This is a genomic window from Kutzneria kofuensis, from assembly GCF_014203355.1.
GTDB lineage: Bacteria > Actinomycetota > Actinomycetes > Mycobacteriales > Pseudonocardiaceae > Kutzneria > Kutzneria kofuensis.
In genome coordinates, this window is sequence record NZ_JACHIR010000001.1 from 2489030 (window position 1) to 2506061 (window position 17032).

Genomic DNA, 17032 nt, shown 5'->3' on the forward strand with positions numbered 1-17032 from the left:
GGGCGGGCGCGGACGCGATGTGAGGGGCATGGACTCACCTGCCCGCCCCCGGCTCGCCGGGCTGGACGGCATCCGGGGACTGGCGGCGCTGTTCGTGGTGCTGCACCACAGCTACCTGATGGCGTTTCCCGGCTTCCCCGAGACGCACGCGCCCGCTTGGACGGGTTTCCTGCTGTACGGGCATTTTGCCGTGGTGGTGTTCATCGTGCTGTCCGGTTTCTCGCTGGCGGTGTCGCCGGCGCGCAACGGCTGGCGGCTGGACAGCAAGGCCAAGTTCGCCCGCCGGCGCGCCTGGCGGATCCTGCCGCCGTACTGGCCGGCGTTGCTGTTCAGCCTGGTGATCGCGTGGACGCTGGCGCCGCAGCCCGGCGAGGGCGTGCCGACCGGCAAGTCCGTTGTGCTGTACGGGCTCCTGCTGCAGGACGTGTTCGGATCCCCCAGCCCGAACGGCGCCTTCTGGTCGATCGCCGTGGAGGCGCAGCTGTACTTCGTGTTCCCGCTCCTGCTGCTGGCGCTGCGCCGGGCGGGTGCGGCCGTGATGCTCGGCGTGGCAACGGCAATCGTGATGCTGATCGGTTTGCTGGCGCCGCATGTGTCCGCCGTGGACGCTCTCATGCGCTTCACACCGCAGTTCGCCGCCCTGTTCGCGGCCGGCGTGGTGGCCGCGGGGATCGTGCGAGCGGGCGAGAAGTGGCAGCGGGTTCGTTGGCAGTGGTGGTCTTTCGCCGCCGTGGTGCCGGTGATCGCGCTGATCGTGGTGATGGGGCCGGTGTGGACGACCGGCAACTTCATCTGGGTGGACCTCGCCGCCAGCCCCGCCGTCGCGCTGCTGCTGGTGGCCGTGGCGACCCGGCAGCCGAAGCCGTTGGTGCGCCTGCTCGACACGCGCCCCGTGCGCAGCCTCGGCTCGTTCTCCTACAGCCTGTACCTCACGCACGCGCCGATCGTCGTGGTGGTCTACACGGTCGTGGTCGGGCCGCTGTTCGGCACCGGTCTCGGGGCGTTCGGCGTGATGCTGCTGATCTGCGTGCCCGTGACGATCGCCTTCGCCCGCGGCTTCGCCGCCGTGTTCGAGATCCCGTTCGTCAAGCACCGCAGCTGGGCCGCGCTGCGGGCGGCGATGACCACCCGCACGGCGAAGCCCAAGATCGAGGAACCGGTTCCGGCCACCGACTGACCAAGATCAAGGCGCAATTCCTGACGTTCAACGTGTGGAATGCCCCCTTCCAAGCGCAACGGGCTGGGCCGGGGGCGGGGTTGCGGGTTACGGTGGTGGGTTAGCGCGGCACCAGGTCTCGGGCGATGCGGACCAGTTTGCGGGCCCGTCTGGTGGCCACGATCTGCTGCCGGCGGGCGTACATCTTGCCGATCTCCAGCAGCGCGCGGCGGCGCTGGTCCTCGGTGAGGAAGTCGCACTGCCGCACCCAACGCGTCATTTCCCGGCACTGCAGGGTGGTCGCGAAGTGCGCCTGCCACTTCGGCACGTCCAGCCGCCGCGCCAGGATCGACGGGGACTCGTGCTTCCAGTTCCGCTTGGCCAGCACCTCCGGCACGTGCCCCCACGGCCCGGCCAGCGCGAGCTTGGTGGCGTACACCTCGTCCTCGCGCAGCATGTTCCGCCGCTCGATGGGCGCCACCGGCTCCCGCCGCACCATGCCGTACAGCGGATCGATGATCAGGTGGCTCTCGTTGAGCAGCCGGAGCATCTCGGTCAACCGGACGACGGGATCGTCGGACCGCAACGCCGTTCCGTCGTAGGGCGCGGTCGCGGTGACGCCGTCCGGGCCGGTGTAGTCGACCTGGCTGGTGACCAGGATCAGCCGCGGGTCCTCGGCGAACGCGTCGAGGCCGCGGGACACGCAGTTGGGCGCGAGCCAGTCGTCGTCGCCGACCCAGCGGAAGAACTCGCCGCGGCCCAGCCGGATCACGCCGACGAAGTTGTTGAGCAGCCCCACGTTGACCGGGTTGCGGTGGTACACGACCCGCGAGTCCTCGGCGGCCAGCGACCGGCACAGCTCCTCGGTGCCGTCGGTGGACGCGTTGTCGCTGATCACCAGCTCGATATCGGCGTGGTCCTGGGCGAGCACCGAGCGCGCGACGGCCTCGATCCGCTCCACCCCGTTGTAGACCGGCAGGCCCACGGACACCAGCGGCATGACAACTCCTCACTCAGCGGGCGCGGGCCAGCCGCGTCCGCAGCTGCCGGAACTGCTCGACCGGCACCACCGTCAGCACGAACACCAGCATCCCGACCAGGCCGGGCAAGAACAGGTGCAGGAACACGCCGCCGTCGACCAGCCGGACGACGACCATCGTCGCGGCGGCGCACAGGACAGCGCCGATCGCGGGCCGGATCAGGGCCGGCAGCACCGGCAGCAGCGGGACGCCGGCGCGGTGCAGGGCAGCGACCGCCAGCGGCAGCGCCACCACGAGGGCGACGATCCCGTGCGCGATGGCGGCCCCACGGATGTTGTCCAGGTGCGTGCCGAACCACAGGGCCGGGATCAGCGCGATCGCCCAGCCGGCGTTCAACACCACCGTCGACCGCGTCGCGCCCATCGACGTCAGGATGTCGAACGCCAGCGACGTCAGCATCCGCACCACCATCAGCACGGTCAGGAACCGCAGCACATACGCCGATGGTCCCCACTGGTCCCCGTAGAGGAAGACCACCATGTACGGCGCGAGGACCGCCATCAGCACGGCGACCGGCAGGATCGCCGACACCAGCACCGGCACCGACCTGCGCACGCCGGTGGCCAGCGCCTCGGGTTCCTGCTCGGCGAGCCGGGAGAAGCTGGGGATCGACACGTAGCGGACGGCGGTGCCGACCAGTCCCGGCACCCAGTTGGAGACGTTGAACGCCAACAGGTAGTAGCCCAGGGCGGTCGCGCCGAGCACGTTGCCGACGATCACGTAGTCGGCGTTGAGCAGCACCGATTCCACGCCGAGGCTGGCCGCCAGCGGGATGCCGAACTTGAACAGCTTGACGGCGATCTCTCGGTCGAGGCCGAGCTTGAACGGCAGGTTTCCCATGCGCCACACCAGGATGCCGGTGACGACGGACCCCGCCACCTGGCCGCCGGCGAAGCTGTACGCCCCGGCACCACCGAACGCCAGCGGCACCGCGACCACGAAGTTGGCCGCCATGCCGATCATCGTCGCCTTGGTCAGGCGGTCCTGCTCGAACCGCCGCATCAGGGCGGCGCTGCGACACGACGTGATGCCGTCAACGATGATCACCACGGTCAGCAGCCGCACCACCGGCGCCGCGTCCGGCGTGCCCGACAGGGTGGCGAAGGCCGGCGCCCCGAAGAAGAACGCCGCGTACACCAGCGTGCTGAAGGCGATGGCGATGGAGGTGCCCGTCGGCGCCATGTCCTCCAGCTTGCCCCGCCACTGCACGCCGGCCGCGATCACGCCGATGTCGTTGACGTGCATGACAAACGCCGTCGCCGCCGCGGCGACCGCGAACACGCCGAAGTCGGCCGGCACCAGCAGCCGGGCCAGGATCAGGCCGATGGTGAAGGAACCGAGCTTGGTGCCGAGGTTGCCGACCAGGCTCCAGCGCAGGCCCCGGCCGGCCTTCCGGCCGATCGTGCCCACCTGCGCGGCGGTCTCCGCGGCCGTCGGCGCCCCGGCCTCACCCGTCCGCCCCGCCGCCCCGGCCAAGGCGCCCACTCGCGCCGCGGCCTCGTCCGGGCCCGGCCGTAACTCAGACTCGCTCAAGCCAGATCTCCCGCCAGAACGGCACGAACTCGCGCGGGCAGCTCGAGTTGTACACCCCGGCGCAGACGATGTCCTCCAGGATGATGCACGGGCTCTTCATGGTCAGCAGCTCGCCGGTCTTCTCGTCGATGCACTTGTCCACGCGCGCCTGCACCCGGGCGGTCTGGCCGCAGTAGCGGGCCATCTCGATCTCGAAGCCCATGCCGCGGTTGAGCATGTCCTCGTTGAGCGTGGCCAGAATGGCTTCCTTGCTCTTGACCCGCACCAGCTCGCCGGGCTGCAGGTTCAGGTGCGCGGTCGGCGTCTTCTTGCCGGGCTGGCCCTTGATGAAGCCCCAGCGCAGGCCCTCCTTGAACCAGAGCTTGCGCGGCAGCTTCTGCCGGCTGACGTCCTGCAGGCGGTTGAACAGCGACACCAGGAACGCCTTGAACGACGCCCACGCCGTGACGTTGCCGGTCTTCACGTCGGTCACGTACTGGCCGAGGTCGCGGAACGGCAGGCAGGTCGGCGCGGCCCGGAGCAACTCGGTGGCCTGGCAGGAGAACCGCTCGCCGCCGTCGGGGCCGGGGGCCTTGTGCGTGTTCTCCACCAGCAGCGGCAGGTCGATCCGTCCGGACGGCTTCGCCGGCACCGGCAGCGGCGTCCCCGGCTCGACGCGCTTGAGCCAGGCTTCCTTCCAGTACATGGAACACGCGGTCTGGCAGCCGCCGTGCGACGAGCCGTCGCAGCGGGCGCCGGCCAGGTGCACGGAGTTCTCCATCTTGCGGATGCCGCTGCGGCTGATGGTGTCGCACAGCTTGTGCGCCACCTTGTGCACGGTCATGCGCTGCCCGCAGAACCGGACCATCTCCGGCATGAACGGCAGGTTCTCCAGCTCGCCCCGGTCGTCGAGGGTGGCCAGGATCTCCTCGATGCTGCGCACCTCGACCAGGTCGCCGACGCGTAAGCCGAGCGTGGGCGCGGTGGTCACGGACTGGGTCATCTTCGGTGTCACTCCTTCACCAGGCCGGCGCCCCGCAGGGCGTCGGCGGCGTCCGCGACCGTGGCGAACGGCAGACCGGCACGTTGGGCGATGTCCAGCAGGCTGTGGTCGCCGTCGGACAGGTTGAGCACCCACAACATCGCCATTTGGGCCTGTTTCGTGTCACTTCGGCCGCCGAGCGAGTCGTACAGGCCGCGCCGGCCCAGCTGCGGCTCGCCGTACGGGCTCAGGTTCACGTAGCGGCGGTCGCGCTCCAGCACGGCCACCACCTCGCACAGCGTCTCCAGCGTGTCGGCCATCGACTCCTCCGTGACGAAGTCGGGGTTGTCGCCGGAGGTGTGGTACTCGGGGTAGCCGGCGTACGGCGTCCGGGTGAGGCTGCCGACGCCGAGGTTGAAGCCGGGCGAGCAGTACTGCCGCTCGTCGTAGCCGTACGGGGAGAAGTCGAGCACCCGGTGCGGCCGGCCGGATTCCCGCAGCACGTGCTCGACGGCCCGGTCCACCGGGGCGTCACCGCGCCGGCTTCGCTTGTACGTCAGCGATCCGCGGTCGCCGGCGCAGGCGAGCGTGAAGCCGCCGCGGATCCGGTCCACCCGCTCGAAGTTGCGGGCCAGCCAGGTGATCGCGCCGATCGTGCCGGGCGCGAAGATGAACCGGTAGGTGTGGCGGGGCTTCGTCGCGGCCAGCCGCTCGGCCAGCTCGACCGCCACCGCCACGCTCGCCATGTTGTCGTTGGCCAGCGACGGGTGGCAGACGTGGCAGGAGAAGATGATCTCGTCGGTCAGCTCGCCGGGGATCACGTGCTCGCCGTAGCTGAGATGCCCGTCCTCCAGAGTGGAGTCGATGAACACCTCGTAGTCCCCGTCCGGCAACGACTCCAGCACGTCGTGCCGCAGGCAGAAACCCCACGTCTCGGCGTAGTAGCTGGTGCGGTACGGGATCAGCGTCGGCTGGTCGGGCAGTGTGTGCAGGTGCTCACGCAGCTCCGCCAGCGGCATCGTGGCGTGGACGGGCGTGCTGTAGCCGACGACGTGCAGGTTGTGCTCGGCGAAGTCGATCACCTTGCGGCCGCCGGCGTCCTTCACCCAGGCGTCCCGGATGTTCCACTCCCGTGGCACGGTCCAGTCCAGCACCGGGGTCCCGGTCGGCACCTCGGAGACCGCCAGCTCGATGTGCTCGCCGACGATCTCCAGGGTGCGCCGCAGGCCGTTCCCGGTGATGCTGCGGCACACCGGGTACAGCCGTTCGACCAGCTCCTTCACCCGGCCACCGGCCGCATGTCGTCGCCGAGGGTGCCCTGCGCCGAGCGGCCGGACAGCCGGGCCAGCCGGGTGAAGCGGTGCTTGAAGTCGTCGTCGGTGAGCCCGAACTTCTGATACGCCGCGTAGAGTTCGACGGCGCCGTCCTTGACCGACCAGGCGGCGTGGAAGTCCGGCATCGCGGCCCGGATCCGGGCGAAGTCGACCCGGTACGAGCGCGGGTCCGCGCCGGCCTCGCCGGTGATCACCAGCTTCGAGCCGGGCACCGCCTCGATCACCTCGCCGGCGATCTCGGCCACGGTCAGGTTGTTCAGCTCGGTGCCGACGTTGAACGCCTTGTTGTGCACGGCTTCCTTCGGCGCCACCAGAGCACAGGCGAACGCGGCGGCGATGTCCTTGGCATGCACCAGAGGACGCCACGGGGTGCCGTCGGACAGCACCTTGACCTGGCCGGTCAGGTGGGCGTGCCCGACCAGGTTGTTCAGCACGATGTCGGCCCGCAGCCGCGGCGAGAAGCCGAAAGCGGTGGCGTTGCGCAGATACACCGGCGTGAAGTCGTCGTCGGCCAGCTCGGCGACGTCGTCCTCGACGCGCACCTTCGACTCCGCGTACGGCGTCACCGGGCGCAGCGGCGCGTCCTCGTCGACCAGGCCGTCGCCGCCGGACGCGCCGTAGACCGAGCACGTTGAGGCGTAGAGGTAGCGCTTGACGCCGGCCTCCTTGGCCAGCCGGGCCAGCCGCACCGAGGCGTGGTGGTTGATGTCGTACGTCAGCTGCGGCGCCAGCGACCCCAGCGGGTCGTTGGACAGCGCCGCCAGGTGCACCACAGCGTCCACATCGGACAGGTGCTCGGCGGTGACGTCCCGGAGATCGACCGCGATCCCGGCGGGATCGGCCGGCGTCGGGCCGAGCACGCAGTCCGCGAACAGGCCGGAGTCGAGGCCGATCACCTCGTGCCCGGCCTCGGCCAGCACCGGGGCCATCACGGTGCCCAGGTAGCCCTGGTGTCCGGTCAGCAGCACGCGCATCCGGGTCATCCTCCAGCAAGGTCGAGAGTCAACTTGGTGCCATGGAACGCTTCCGCGTACCGGGACTTGCACTCGATGCCCCGGATCCGCGCCAGGCCGAGAAACGCCTCGCGGTCGTACCAGGGGCGCTCGCGCTGCGACGGGTAGTGCGCGTGCAGCAGCCGCACCTTCTCCTCGGCGATCTCGTCGGCCAGCGGCTGGTACACCGTCGGGCGGCCGAGATCCCCGTCCCACTTGACGATCTCGTAGCCGAGCGCCAGGTGGTCGCGGAACACCTGCGGCACCAGCTCGGCCAGCCCGCGGTGATCCTGGTGCGCGTCAAGGGTGTTCGGCGCGAAGATCAGCTCAGGGTCGGTGCGCGAGCGCAGCTCCTCGACCGCCGCCTTCGCCTCCTCCCAGTGCGCCGGCAGCCGCCCGTCGGGCAGCTTGCCCACCGTCACGCGGAGATCCGCGCCGGTACAGAACGCCGCCAGGGCCGCGTGTTCCTCGTCCTCACGGGGCGTCCCGCCGCCGGTCAGCACGAGCGCGTCGACCCGCACGCCGGGGTTCGCGCCGCACAGCGTGAGCAGACTGCCGCCCGCACCGATCGCGATGTCGTCGCAGTGCGCGGCGAGCAGCGCGATCCGGCGCGGGCGTCCGGTCGAAAGTCGGATCATTCCCTTTCCCACAGAGCCCAGGGCCGCTCGCCGCGCGAGTACGACTCGTCCAGCGCCACCCGTTCCTTGACGGTGTCGGTCGGCTTCCAGTAGCCGCGGTGCGGGTAGGCCATCAGCCGGCCGCGCTTGGCCAGCTCGACGCAGCCGTCGGCGACGAGGTCGCCACCCGCCGGGATGTGGTCGAAAACCTCCTGGCGCAGCACGAAATAGCCGCCGTTGGACCACAGCGGCATGTCGCTGACCGGGGTGATGCCCGAGACCATGCCGGACGCGCCGAGCTCGACGCAGTGGAAGCTGCCCGGCGGCGGCACCACCATCATCGCCGCGCCCGCGTCGGAGTTCTCGAACCGGCCGACGATCTCCGGCAGCGGCGCGTCGGTGAGCACGTCGGCGTAGTTGGCCAGGAACATCTCGTCGCCTTCGAGGAAGTCCCGCACGCGGCGCAGCCGCTCACCGATCGGCGAGGAGATCCCGGTCTGCACGAAGGAGATCTTCCACTCGGAGATGTCGGTGGACAGCATCTCCACCTTGCCGCCGGAGAGCACGAAGTCGTTGGACGTGGTCTCCTCGTAGTTGAGGAAGAAGTCCTTGATGTGGTGGGCGCCGTAGCCCAGGCAGAGGATGAACTCGGTGTGCCCGAAGTGGGCGTAGTAGCGCATCACGTGCCAGATCAGCGGTCTCGGCCCGACCAGCTGCATCGGCTTGGGCACGTCCGCGGACGTGCCGGTGCGCATCCGCATCCCGTGCCCGCCGCAGAACAGGACGACCTTCACGACTTCACCTCGAGTTCGGGGATGGGGAAGACCAGGCTGCCGCCCCATTCGCGGACGTAGGCCAGCTGCTCGACCAGCTCGTCGCGCAGGTTCCACGGCAGCACGAGCACGTAGTCGGGCCGGTCCTCGGCGATCCGCTCGGGCGGCAGGATCGGGATCCGGGTGCCGGGCGTGAACCGCCCGTGCTTGTACGGGTTGCGGTCCACCGTGTACGCCAGCAGGTCCGGCCGGATGCCGCAGTGGTTGAGCAGCGTGTTGCCCTTGCCGGGCGCGCCGTAGCCGACGACGGTCTTGCCCTCGGCCGCCGCCTTCGTCAGGAACGCCAACAGGTCCCGGCGCACCTTGGCCACGCGGGCGGCGAATTCGGTGTAGCCGGACAGTTCGTGCAGACCGGCCGCCTTCTCCCGGGCCAGCACGTCGTGCACGCGGGCGCTGGGCTCGCCGGCGACCTCGGTCGGCCGGGCCCACAGCCGGATCGAGCCGCCGTGCGTCGGCAGCAGCTCGACGTCCACAACGGACAGTCCGCCGCTGGCCAGCGCCCGCTGCGCGGAGGCGACCGTGTAGTACTGGAAGTGCTCGTGGTAGATCGTGTCGTACTGGTTGAGCTCCATCAGCGTCAGCAGGTGCTGCACCTCGATGGACACCCACCCGTCGTCGGCGACGAGGTTGCGCAGTCCCTCGGTGAACCCGATGACGTCCGGGATGTGGGCGTAGACGTTGTTGGCCACCACCAGGTTCGCCGGCCCGTGCTCCGCGCGGACCTGGGCGCCGGTCTCCGGCGTGAGGAACGAGGTCAGCGTCGGCACGCCCTTCTCCCGCGCCGCCTGGCCGACGTTCACCGAGGGTTCCACGCCGAGACACCGGATCCACCGCGCCACCACGTGCTGCAGCAGGTATCCGTCGTTGCTGGCGACCTCGACGACGAACGAGTCGGAGCCCAGCCCGAGCCGGTCCACCGCGCCGTCGACGAAGCGCTGCGCGTGCTCCACCCAGGACGTCGAGTAGGACGAGAAGTACGCGTACTCGGTGAAGGTGTCCTCGGGAGTGATCAGCGGCGGGATCTGGGCCAGCCAGCACTGCGTGCACACCCGCAGGTGCAGCGGGTAGGTGACTTCCGGCTCGTCCAGCTGCGTCTCGGTGAGGAACCGCTCGCACGGCGGGGTGGCTCCCAGGTCCACCACACCCTGGAGGCTCGTCGAGCCACACAGCCGACAGACCGTCATCCGCCACGCTCCCCGCAAGAATTCGAGCGCGACGCCGACGGCGTCGCCGTACCCTGATTCGCTCCCTGCACATCCGGTGTTACCGGGGCTCGGAGCGGGGAACATCCCGCCACGCCAACCACTAGCCCGTTCGGCGTAGCCCTTCGACACCTTCGTTTGAACCAACGAGCGCGGGCCGGGGCCGGATACGCGAAACGGACGTCACGCGGGGACCCCACTCGGCGTGGCGGAACCGAGTGGAGACCGCGCGCGACGTCCGCACGAGGTGAGCAGTGCTCTTGTTTTGCCGGCGTCAGATGAGGCCGGCGCGCAGCGCGCAGGCGACCGCGTGCACGCGGTTGTGCACGTTGAACCGCTTGGTCGCGCTGAGGATGATGCTCTTCACCATCCGGTCGGAGCAGGCCATGATGTCGGCGATCTCGGGCGTGTCGTGCCCGTCGGCCATCAGCTGCAGCACGGTCAGCTCGCGCGGGGCGAGCATCGCGCCGTCCGGGCCGGCGATCTCGCGGCGCAGGTTCTCCGCCTGTTCCGCCAGACTCGGCACGGCCCCGCCGCCCGCGGCCTCGAGCACCGCGCTGGCCAGCCGGCTGCTGGTGGCCGCCGACCGCGGCAGCAGCGAGACGACGCGACACCGATGCAGCGACGGCGCCTGCTCGGGATCGACATGGTCGGTCGCCACCACGGTGGGCAGCGGCGCGGCCTGCGCGGCCTTGGTCAGCGCGCCGATGAAGTCGGCGTTGACCCGGTCGGTCACCGTGAGCGCCACGTCGGCGTCCGCCGGCAGCCGGCTCGGCACGACCAGCATGCCGGGCTGTGCCCTGATGTAACTCGCCAGCCCGACCGCGGAGATCGGATCCCCCGCCTGTACGAACACCCTCACCCGCGCCATGGGTCCTCCCGACCGACTTGCTTCACGGTATGAAAGAGGTAACTCCCCTCGTCTCCAGAAGTTGTTCACAGCGACGTCCATAGAGACGTCGAGACGGCTGGAGCCGACTCCGGGGTCGCGCCGGCAGGAACGGCCGAATCGCCTGGCCCAGTGCCACTTCTGCACGCATTCCCGGACAGCGTCGATGATCTTCGCCGGGACATGGGCGCTGGTGGGAGCGCCGCCGGGGCCGCTGTCGAACGCCGTTCGACGAACGCGCAACACGTTTCACAATGCGCGACACGGCCGTTTACCGCCGTTCGACGGGTATCCCCGTACATATCCGCGGCGATAGTGGCGCTTGTCACAAAACCGCGGGAATGCGCTAGCCGTGCCAGTTCACAACCTTGTACACGGCGACCCTGATCACCGGTCCGGTCGGCGGCCGTTCCCGGTACTGCTCGTACTTCGCTCGCAGCCACGCCACCGCTTCGGCCTTCTCGGCCTCGTCGGTCAGGATGGTGGCGGAACCGTCGACCCGCACCCACCACAGTTGCCGCCAGTCCTCGTCGTAGTGATCGACAAGCAGGCTGACCTGGCCGTTCTCCCGGATATTGCGCAGTCTTCTCAGGTTGGTGGTGGTCTTCGGCTTGTGGTCGACGGCGATCACCACCGTGTCGTCGTGGACCGCGAACGTCACCGGCACCAGGTGCGGCCGGCCGTCCGCGCCGGCGGTCGCGAGCCGGGCGACGCGCGCCCGCGCGAACCGGTCGAGGCTCATGACGGCATGCCCATCAGGTCGGCGAGCACGTCGATGGCGTACGCGAAGAACTCGTCCGAGGGGTCGACACTGCCCACGAGCTGGCCGAACAGCTCGAAGCTGATCATGCCGAACAGCTGCGTCCAGGCCATGATCGCCCTGGCCAGCACCTCCGGCGGCAGCTCGGGCGCGACCGCTTCGGCGACGGCGCGGCACTGCTCGGCGAGGCCCTCGGAGAGCACGGCCGAGTCACGGGTCGGGCGCAGCGTGCCCTCCGCCCAGGCCGCACGCAGCACCCGGACCATGATCAGCGGCACCTTCTGCGCCTCGGCGATCGTCATTTCCGGGGCTTTGTAGCCCGGCACCGGCGAGCCGTAGATGAGCGCGTATTCATGGCGGTTGGCGCGAGCCCAGTCCCGGACCGCGTGACACACCGCCTGCCACCTTCCGCGCAGGTCCCGGTCGGGAAGCCGCTGGTCGGCCGCAGTCGCCGCGGCGCCGAGCGCCCGGTACGCGTCGACGATCAGGGCCGTGAGCAGGTCGTCCTTGCTCGGGTAGTAGCGGTAGATCGCCGAGCTCACCATGCCCAGTTCACGGGCCACTGCCCGCAGCGACAGTCCGTCCGCGCCCGACACCGCCAGCTGCCGGCGCGCCTCGTCCTTGATCTCCGCTGTCAGCTCCGCCCGAGCGCGATCACGCGCCGTCTTCCCCGCATTCACGCTCCGCACTCTACCAGAGCGCCGACCCACTTCGAGAGCACCGCTCTTGACTTGAAGCCATGCTCCGTGTTCACTGTTCTCATCACAGAGCACCGCTCTCGGATCGGAGAAGGCAGATGACCACCGTGGCCCGTTACCTCAAGCCCAAGCGCTCGACCAACGTCTTCAACGAGCTGGTCGCCGGCCTCACCAAACTGGGCGTCAGCGTCTGGGGCAGCCGGATTCTGGCCGTTCGGGGCCGGACTTCCGGCGAGTGGCGGACCACCCCCGTCAACCTGCTCACCGTCGACGGCGTTCGCTACCTCGTCGCCCCTCGCGGGCAGACCCAGTGGGTCCGCAACCTCCGTGTCGCCGGCACCGGCCAGCTCCGCCTCGGCCGCCGCACCGAGACCTTCGTCCCCACCGAGCTGTCAGACGCCGACAAGCCCGCCATCCTCCGGGCGTACCTCAAGCGCTGGAAGTTCGAGGTCGGGGTGTTCTTCGACGGCATCGACCACACCGCCACCGACGAGGAGCTGCTCGCCATCGCCCCCGGCTACCCGGTCTTCCGCCTCTGACCAGCGCGGATGCCGCCTCCACCGCAACCCCGAGGGCTCCCCCGGCCTTCCCCGCCCCCACTTTCAGTTTCCCTGTCGTTCACTTTTCATTCGTCTTGGCCTCACTCTCGAACCCTCTTCACGGCCCTCGCCTTTCCCGCCGACCCCCACAAAGCAAGGCGGTGTTGCTCGCGAAGCAAGGCGGTGTTGCTCGCGCCGAATGCGAGCAACACCGCCTTGCCGTCATCGACGAACGGGTCAGCTGGCGCACTTCTCCGTTGATCCGGAGTTGTTCACGCGCAGCTTGGTGCCGCCGGTGAGGCAGTAGCCGTTCACCTGCTGCAGGCCGAGGTCGTAGCTGGCCTTGCCGGCCTCGGCGGTCACGTTGTCCAGGGTCAGCCCGCTGGCGGCGTTGGCGATGATCGCCGGCCGGGCATCGGACTTGTCGAACGTGAAGCCGCTGTTCGTGAAGGTGATGCCGGAGACGTTGTGCAGGTAGAAGCCGTACGCCGGCCGGGTGCCGATGCTGTTCGGGTTGTAGTCCCCGTTGTCGCTGGGCACGCCGGTGGACACGGAGCCGCTGCCGCCGGGCAGGTCCAGGTGCACGTTGTCGAAGGTGATGTTGCTGACCGCGTGCCCGGGCTGGCCCCACATGGTCGGGCTGTACTTGCCGGCCTTGGTCCCGGTGATGTTGCTGTAGTGGATGTCGCTGATGCTGCCGATGCCGGGACTGCCACCACACCGCTTCCGGGTGCCGATCTTCTCCATGATCGGCGACTGCGTGTTCGACATGGTGATGTCGTCGTAGTGCACGTTGCTGATGTGCGCCCCGTCCATGGACACCAGGCCCAGCCCGGACTTGCCGGCGCCGGTGATCGTGATGTGCGAGAACTGGTAGTCGGTGAAGTCGCCGCAGGTCTCGGAGCCGAACATGAGCGCGTTGCAGCAGCCGGCCGAGAGCTTGGCATTGGTGACGGTGACGTGTCCGTTGGGCAGTGTCTTGCCCAGCGCCCAGTCGCTCTTGAACACCAGCGCGTCGTCGTTGGCGGCATCGGTGATGTTCGTGATCGTCACGTTCGTGGTGCTGATGATGTTCCAGCCGTCCCGGTCACCGGCGGTGGAGATCGTCAGGTGGTCGGACACGACGTGGTCGCAGCCGTTGATCAGCGCCGCGAAGTGCCCGCCGCGCTTGAGCGTGATGCCGGACAGGGTGAGGTTGGTGCACCGGGTGAGTGAAATGATCTTGTCGGCCTGGCCCGACTTCGGGTTGCCGGTGATCAGGTGCCCGCCGCCGTCGATGGTGCCCGAGCCGGTGAAGCTCACGTGGTCCACGCCGTCGCCGTAGAACATGGCGTTGTGGAAGTGGCTGTGGCCGTAGTCCTGGTACTTGTCGTTCGGGTTGGACTCGGGCTTGTCGTAGCCGGACGCCGCGCCGGTGATGGTGGAGCCGGCGTCGAGCTGGATGGTGACGTTGCTCTTCAGGTGCACCGTGCCGGCCGACAGGTACGTGCCGGACGGGAACTCCACCGTGCCGCCGCCCGCCTTGTTCGCCGCGGCGATGGCCTTGTCGATGGCCGGGGCGTTGTTGGTCTTGCCGTCGGCCTTCGCGCCGTAGTCCTTGACGTTGAAGGTGGTCGCGTGCGGCTGGACCGTGGCCGCCGCGGCGCCTCCGGCGCAGAACACGACGATTCCGGCCACCGCGACGATCGGGAGCAGGGCCGATCTCCGCAACGCTGCGTAGCGCACGCTGTCCTCCCAGGGACGAGGAATGTAAACGTTTACAACGCGGCGGTTCGGCCAGACTAGGAGCGCCGACACCATCGAGTCAAGGGTTGATCGCCCGCCCACGCCACGCCCTGCCGCCAACACCGGACAGCAGCCGGTTCCGGTGCGCCCCGAGGACTGTCCGGCGTACCTTGCCGAGGGACTGCTCGACCGGGTCGTCGATCGCGGCCCGGTGCACCGAGACCCCGACTCCCTGTCACGGAGGCAGTGATGGCCGATCTGCTCGTGTCCGACAAGACGGTGTTCGGCGAGCTGACCGGGGACCTGGTCGACGTCGTCGAGCCGGCGACCGGCGCGGTGCTCGGCAGCACGCGGCTGGCCAGCCCGGACGACGTCAGCCATGCCGTGACGCGAAGCGTTGTGGCGCAACCGAAGTGGGCCGACACCGCGCCGGCCGAACGGGCGGAGGTCCTGCTCCGCGCGGCCCGGCTCATCCACGACCAGGAGGACGAGTTCGTCCGCTGGGGCATCAGGGAATGCGGCGCCATCGCCGGGAAGACCACGCACGAGGTGCATTCCAGCCGGGGCGAGCTGATCGCCGCCGCCGGGCTCGCGACCGAGCCGTACGGCCAGCTGCTGCCGGCCGCCGGCCGGATGAGCTACGGCCGCCGGATCCCGTTCGGCGCCGTCGGCGTGATCACGCCGTGGAACTTCCCGCTGGTGTTGGCCATGCGTGCCGTCGCACCGGCGCTCGCGCTCGGCAATTCCGTGCTGCTCAAGCCCGATCACCAGACGCCGGTGTACGGCGGCGCGCTGATCGCCCGGTTGTTCGAGGAGGCCGGGTTGCCGGCCGGTGTGCTGGAAGTGTTGCCCGGCAAGGCCGACGCCGGTCACGCGCTCGTCGCCGACCCCCGGGTGCCGATGATCTCCTTCACCGGCTCCACCCGTGCCGGCAGGATCGTCGCCGCCACCGCCGCCGAGCACGTCAAGAAGGTGTCGCTGGAGCTCGGCGGCAACAACGCCACCATCGTGCTCGCCGACGCCGACCCCGAGGCCGCCAGTTCGGTCGGCGCCTGGGGCTCTTTCCTGCACCAGGGCCAGATCTGTCTCACCACCGGCCGTCACCTCGTGCACCGCAAGATCGCCGGCGAGTACCTCGACCGCCTCGCCGCCCGGGCCGCGCGGTTGAAGGTCGGCGACCCCACCGAGGCCGACACCCAGATCGGTCCCATCATCAACGCCACCCAGCTGGCCAACGTCGATCGCATCGTGCGCGCTTCGGCCGACGCCGGCGCTGCCATCCGCGCCGGCGGCACCTACGAGAACCTGTTCTACGCGCCCACGGTTCTCGCCGACGTCACCCCCGACATGCCCGCCTTCACCGACGAGATCTTCGGCCCGGTAGCCCCCGTCACCGTCTTCGACACCGACGATGAGGCCATCGCCCTGGCCAATTCCACCGCCTACGGGCTGACCGCGTCGGTGATCACCGCCGAGCCCTTCCGCGGCTGGAAACTCGCCGAACGCCTGCGGGCCGGGATGGTGCACGTCAACGACACCACCGTCAACGACGACCCCGCGGTCCCGTTCGGCGGCGTCGGCGCCTCCGGCAACGGCGGCCGGTACGGCGGCCAGGCCAACTGGGAGGAGTTCACCCAGTGGCAGTGGGTGACGGTGCGGGACACCCCGCCGGACTACCCCTTCTAGGCCAGACTGCGGGAGAGCCGGACCAGCCAGCGGACGTCCGAGTCGAGGTCGTCGCCGCCCGCGACGGGAGCGGGATGCGGCGGCCCGGCCGGGGCGCCGGCCGCCTTGGCCGCCAAGGCCGCCTTGACGGCCTCGGCGTCCTCGGTCTCGGCCTCCGGGTAGTACGGGCCGAGCTGCACGAGGCCGTCCCGGATCTCGACGGCCCGGCGGTAGTAGTCCCGGTGCGTACGCCGGATGCGTAGCGGGTCACGCCACCAAGGCAGGGTTTCGGAGCGCAGGGCGAGATCGGGGAACGCTTCGTGCAGGGCCTGCCACAGCGGCTCCAACTCCCGGTAGGCCTGGCGGTGCCACCGCCACACGGGCACGGCGGCCAGCATGCCGGTGACGGCGGGGTACATGACACCGATGACCAGCAAGACGCTGCCGATGAGCACGCAGGAGACGTAGGCGAGGTTGCCGGCCGCCCAAGCAACTCCCGCAAACGCTTGCAGCAGGGCGACGAAACACTTGCAGACGCAGCCGGTGATGAGGAAGGCGAGCCCGACGGCCATGGCGCGAAGGCCGCGGCGGAGCTCGACGCGGCGGGCGACGCGGGCATAGATCACCGACCAGCGCATGGCCAGCCCGAGGGCGTACGCCATGTAGCCGACGGCGGCGACGACGAACACCGTGGAGTGCCAGTCGTTGCCGCTGGCCAGGGCGGCGGGCTGCAGGCGGACGGAAGCGGGCGCGGCGAGCCAGACGCCGACGACGACGGCCAGCGCGCCGACATAAGCCACGGTCTGGAACCGCCGAGAGGCCCGCACCGAGTACTGGAAGAACGCGAGCAGCCAGTACGAGGCGGACATCGTCATCAGGTTGACGAGCAGCCGGGCCAGCCCGCCGCCGGCGCCGTCGATGAAGGCGACGACGGGCGGCAGGTTGAGCACCGGCACGATGGCCAGGCACGCCAGGCAGCCGGCGACGGCGCGCAGCGGCAGGTCGTCAGGCGCGAGGAATAGCTGGTACAGCTTGTCCAGCGCACCGATCCACAAAGCGATGGTCACGAGCACCAGGGCGAGCATGGG

General features: G+C 69.8%; 16 protein-coding genes. 3 read left to right on the top strand and 13 right to left on the bottom strand.

The window, feature by feature from the left end; all coding sequences use genetic code 11:
• The first annotated feature begins 28 nt into the window (after nt 1-28).
• Entirely contained in the window at nt 29-1177 is a 1149-nt protein-coding gene (locus tag BJ998_RS11445; RefSeq protein WP_184861010.1) for an acyltransferase family protein, read from the top strand.
• A gap of 100 nt (nt 1178-1277) precedes the next feature.
• On the opposite strand, the gene BJ998_RS11450 is transcribed toward BJ998_RS11445, so the two are convergent.
• From BJ998_RS11450 to BJ998_RS11500, 11 genes are all read right to left on the bottom strand, one after another.
• Entirely contained in the window at nt 1278-2156 is an 879-nt protein-coding gene (locus BJ998_RS11450) for a glycosyltransferase family 2 protein (RefSeq protein ID WP_184861012.1), read from the bottom strand.
• A gap of 13 nt (nt 2157-2169) precedes the next feature.
• Nucleotides 2170-3729, bottom strand: coding sequence for an oligosaccharide flippase family protein (locus BJ998_RS11455; RefSeq protein WP_221337969.1), 1560 nt, complete (start codon nt 3727-3729; stop codon nt 2170-2172).
• The gene (locus BJ998_RS11460; protein ID WP_184861014.1) at nt 3716-4711 is read right to left on the bottom strand and encodes a hypothetical protein; all 996 of its coding nucleotides are present in this window, start codon (nt 4709-4711) and stop codon (nt 3716-3718) included. Before BJ998_RS11460 ends, BJ998_RS11455 begins: the two co-directional genes overlap by 14 nt.
• An 8-nt stretch (nt 4712-4719) precedes the next feature.
• Nucleotides 4720-5973 carry a DUF4910 domain-containing protein gene (locus tag BJ998_RS11465; protein WP_184861016.1) on the bottom strand — a complete coding sequence of 418 codons (1254 nt, stop codon included), beginning with the start codon at nt 5971-5973 and terminating at the stop codon, nt 4720-4722.
• A complete protein-coding gene (locus tag BJ998_RS11470; RefSeq protein WP_184861018.1) occupies nt 5970-6998 on the bottom strand; it encodes an NAD-dependent epimerase/dehydratase family protein in 1029 nt (342 codons plus the stop codon). The genes BJ998_RS11465 and BJ998_RS11470 overlap by 4 nt, the downstream gene beginning before the upstream one ends.
• A 5-nt stretch (nt 6999-7003) precedes the next feature.
• A complete protein-coding gene (locus BJ998_RS11475) occupies nt 7004-7654 on the bottom strand; it encodes a PIG-L deacetylase family protein (RefSeq protein WP_184861020.1) in 651 nt (216 codons plus the stop codon).
• The gene (locus BJ998_RS11480; protein WP_184861022.1) at nt 7651-8427 is read right to left on the bottom strand and encodes a sugar phosphate nucleotidyltransferase; all 777 of its coding nucleotides are present in this window, start codon (nt 8425-8427) and stop codon (nt 7651-7653) included. Before BJ998_RS11480 ends, BJ998_RS11475 begins: the two co-directional genes overlap by 4 nt.
• Nucleotides 8424-9650 carry a class I SAM-dependent methyltransferase gene (locus tag BJ998_RS11485; RefSeq protein ID WP_184861023.1) on the bottom strand — a complete coding sequence of 409 codons (1227 nt, stop codon included), beginning with the start codon at nt 9648-9650 and terminating at the stop codon, nt 8424-8426. Before BJ998_RS11485 ends, BJ998_RS11480 begins: the two co-directional genes overlap by 4 nt.
• Before the next feature lie 292 nt (nt 9651-9942).
• Nucleotides 9943-10539, bottom strand: coding sequence for a helix-turn-helix transcriptional regulator (locus BJ998_RS11490; RefSeq protein ID WP_184861025.1), 597 nt, complete (start codon nt 10537-10539; stop codon nt 9943-9945).
• Nucleotides 10540-10903: 364 nt separating this feature from the next.
• The gene (locus BJ998_RS11495; RefSeq protein ID WP_184861027.1) at nt 10904-11299 is read right to left on the bottom strand and encodes a TIGR03668 family PPOX class F420-dependent oxidoreductase; all 396 of its coding nucleotides are present in this window, start codon (nt 11297-11299) and stop codon (nt 10904-10906) included.
• Nucleotides 11296-11997 (bottom strand): TetR/AcrR family transcriptional regulator, encoded by a 702-nt coding sequence (locus tag BJ998_RS11500; protein ID WP_184861028.1) that lies wholly within the window; start codon nt 11995-11997, stop codon nt 11296-11298. Before BJ998_RS11500 ends, BJ998_RS11495 begins: the two co-directional genes overlap by 4 nt.
• Nucleotides 11998-12113: 116 nt before the next feature.
• On the opposite strand from BJ998_RS11500, the gene BJ998_RS11505 reads away from it, so the two are divergent.
• Entirely contained in the window at nt 12114-12554 is a 441-nt protein-coding gene (locus BJ998_RS11505; RefSeq protein WP_184861030.1) for a nitroreductase/quinone reductase family protein, read from the top strand.
• 237 nt (nt 12555-12791) lie between these two features.
• Here the strand turns inward: BJ998_RS11505 and BJ998_RS11510 are convergent, their stop codons facing one another.
• A complete protein-coding gene (locus BJ998_RS11510) occupies nt 12792-14279 on the bottom strand; it encodes a glycoside hydrolase family 28 protein (protein WP_312890050.1) in 1488 nt (495 codons plus the stop codon).
• A 249-nt stretch (nt 14280-14528) separates the two neighbouring features.
• Between BJ998_RS11510 and BJ998_RS11515 the strand changes: the two genes are divergently transcribed.
• The gene (locus BJ998_RS11515) at nt 14529-15965 is read left to right on the top strand and encodes a benzaldehyde dehydrogenase (protein ID WP_184861033.1); all 1437 of its coding nucleotides are present in this window, start codon (nt 14529-14531) and stop codon (nt 15963-15965) included.
• Here the strand turns inward: BJ998_RS11515 and BJ998_RS11520 are convergent.
• Nucleotides 15962-17029, bottom strand: a complete 1068-nt coding sequence (locus tag BJ998_RS11520; protein ID WP_184861035.1) for an MAB_1171c family putative transporter — start codon at nt 17027-17029, stop codon at nt 15962-15964. The two genes, BJ998_RS11515 and BJ998_RS11520, sit on opposite strands and share 4 nt — an antisense overlap.
• Nucleotides 17030-17032 lie beyond the last annotated feature (3 nt).

What these genes read in the sequence shown, in the direction of transcription:
- BJ998_RS11445 (WP_184861010.1), top strand. Translation starts at nt 29, where the DNA reads ATGGACTCACCTGCCCGCCCCCGGCTCGCCGGGCTGGACGGCATCCGG.
- BJ998_RS11450 (WP_184861012.1), bottom strand. Translation starts at nt 2,156, where the DNA reads ATGCCGCTGGTGTCCGTGGGCCTGCCGGTCTACAACGGGGTGGAGCGG.
- BJ998_RS11460 (WP_184861014.1), bottom strand. Translation starts at nt 4,711, where the DNA reads ATGACCCAGTCCGTGACCACCGCGCCCACGCTCGGCTTACGCGTCGGC.
- BJ998_RS11470 (WP_184861018.1), bottom strand. Translation starts at nt 6,998, where the DNA reads ATGCGCGTGCTGCTGACCGGACACCAGGGCTACCTGGGCACCGTGATG.
- BJ998_RS11475 (WP_184861020.1), bottom strand. Translation starts at nt 7,654, where the DNA reads ATGATCCGACTTTCGACCGGACGCCCGCGCCGGATCGCGCTGCTCGCC.
- BJ998_RS11485 (WP_184861023.1), bottom strand. Translation starts at nt 9,650, where the DNA reads ATGACGGTCTGTCGGCTGTGTGGCTCGACGAGCCTCCAGGGTGTGGTG.
- BJ998_RS11490 (WP_184861025.1), bottom strand. Translation starts at nt 10,539, where the DNA reads ATGGCGCGGGTGAGGGTGTTCGTACAGGCGGGGGATCCGATCTCCGCG.
- BJ998_RS11495 (WP_184861027.1), bottom strand. Translation starts at nt 11,299, where the DNA reads ATGAGCCTCGACCGGTTCGCGCGGGCGCGCGTCGCCCGGCTCGCGACC.
- BJ998_RS11505 (WP_184861030.1), top strand. Translation starts at nt 12,114, where the DNA reads ATGACCACCGTGGCCCGTTACCTCAAGCCCAAGCGCTCGACCAACGTC.
- BJ998_RS11515 (WP_184861033.1), top strand. Translation starts at nt 14,529, where the DNA reads ATGGCCGATCTGCTCGTGTCCGACAAGACGGTGTTCGGCGAGCTGACC.
- BJ998_RS11520 (WP_184861035.1), bottom strand. Translation starts at nt 17,029, where the DNA reads ATGCTCGCCCTGGTGCTCGTGACCATCGCTTTGTGGATCGGTGCGCTG.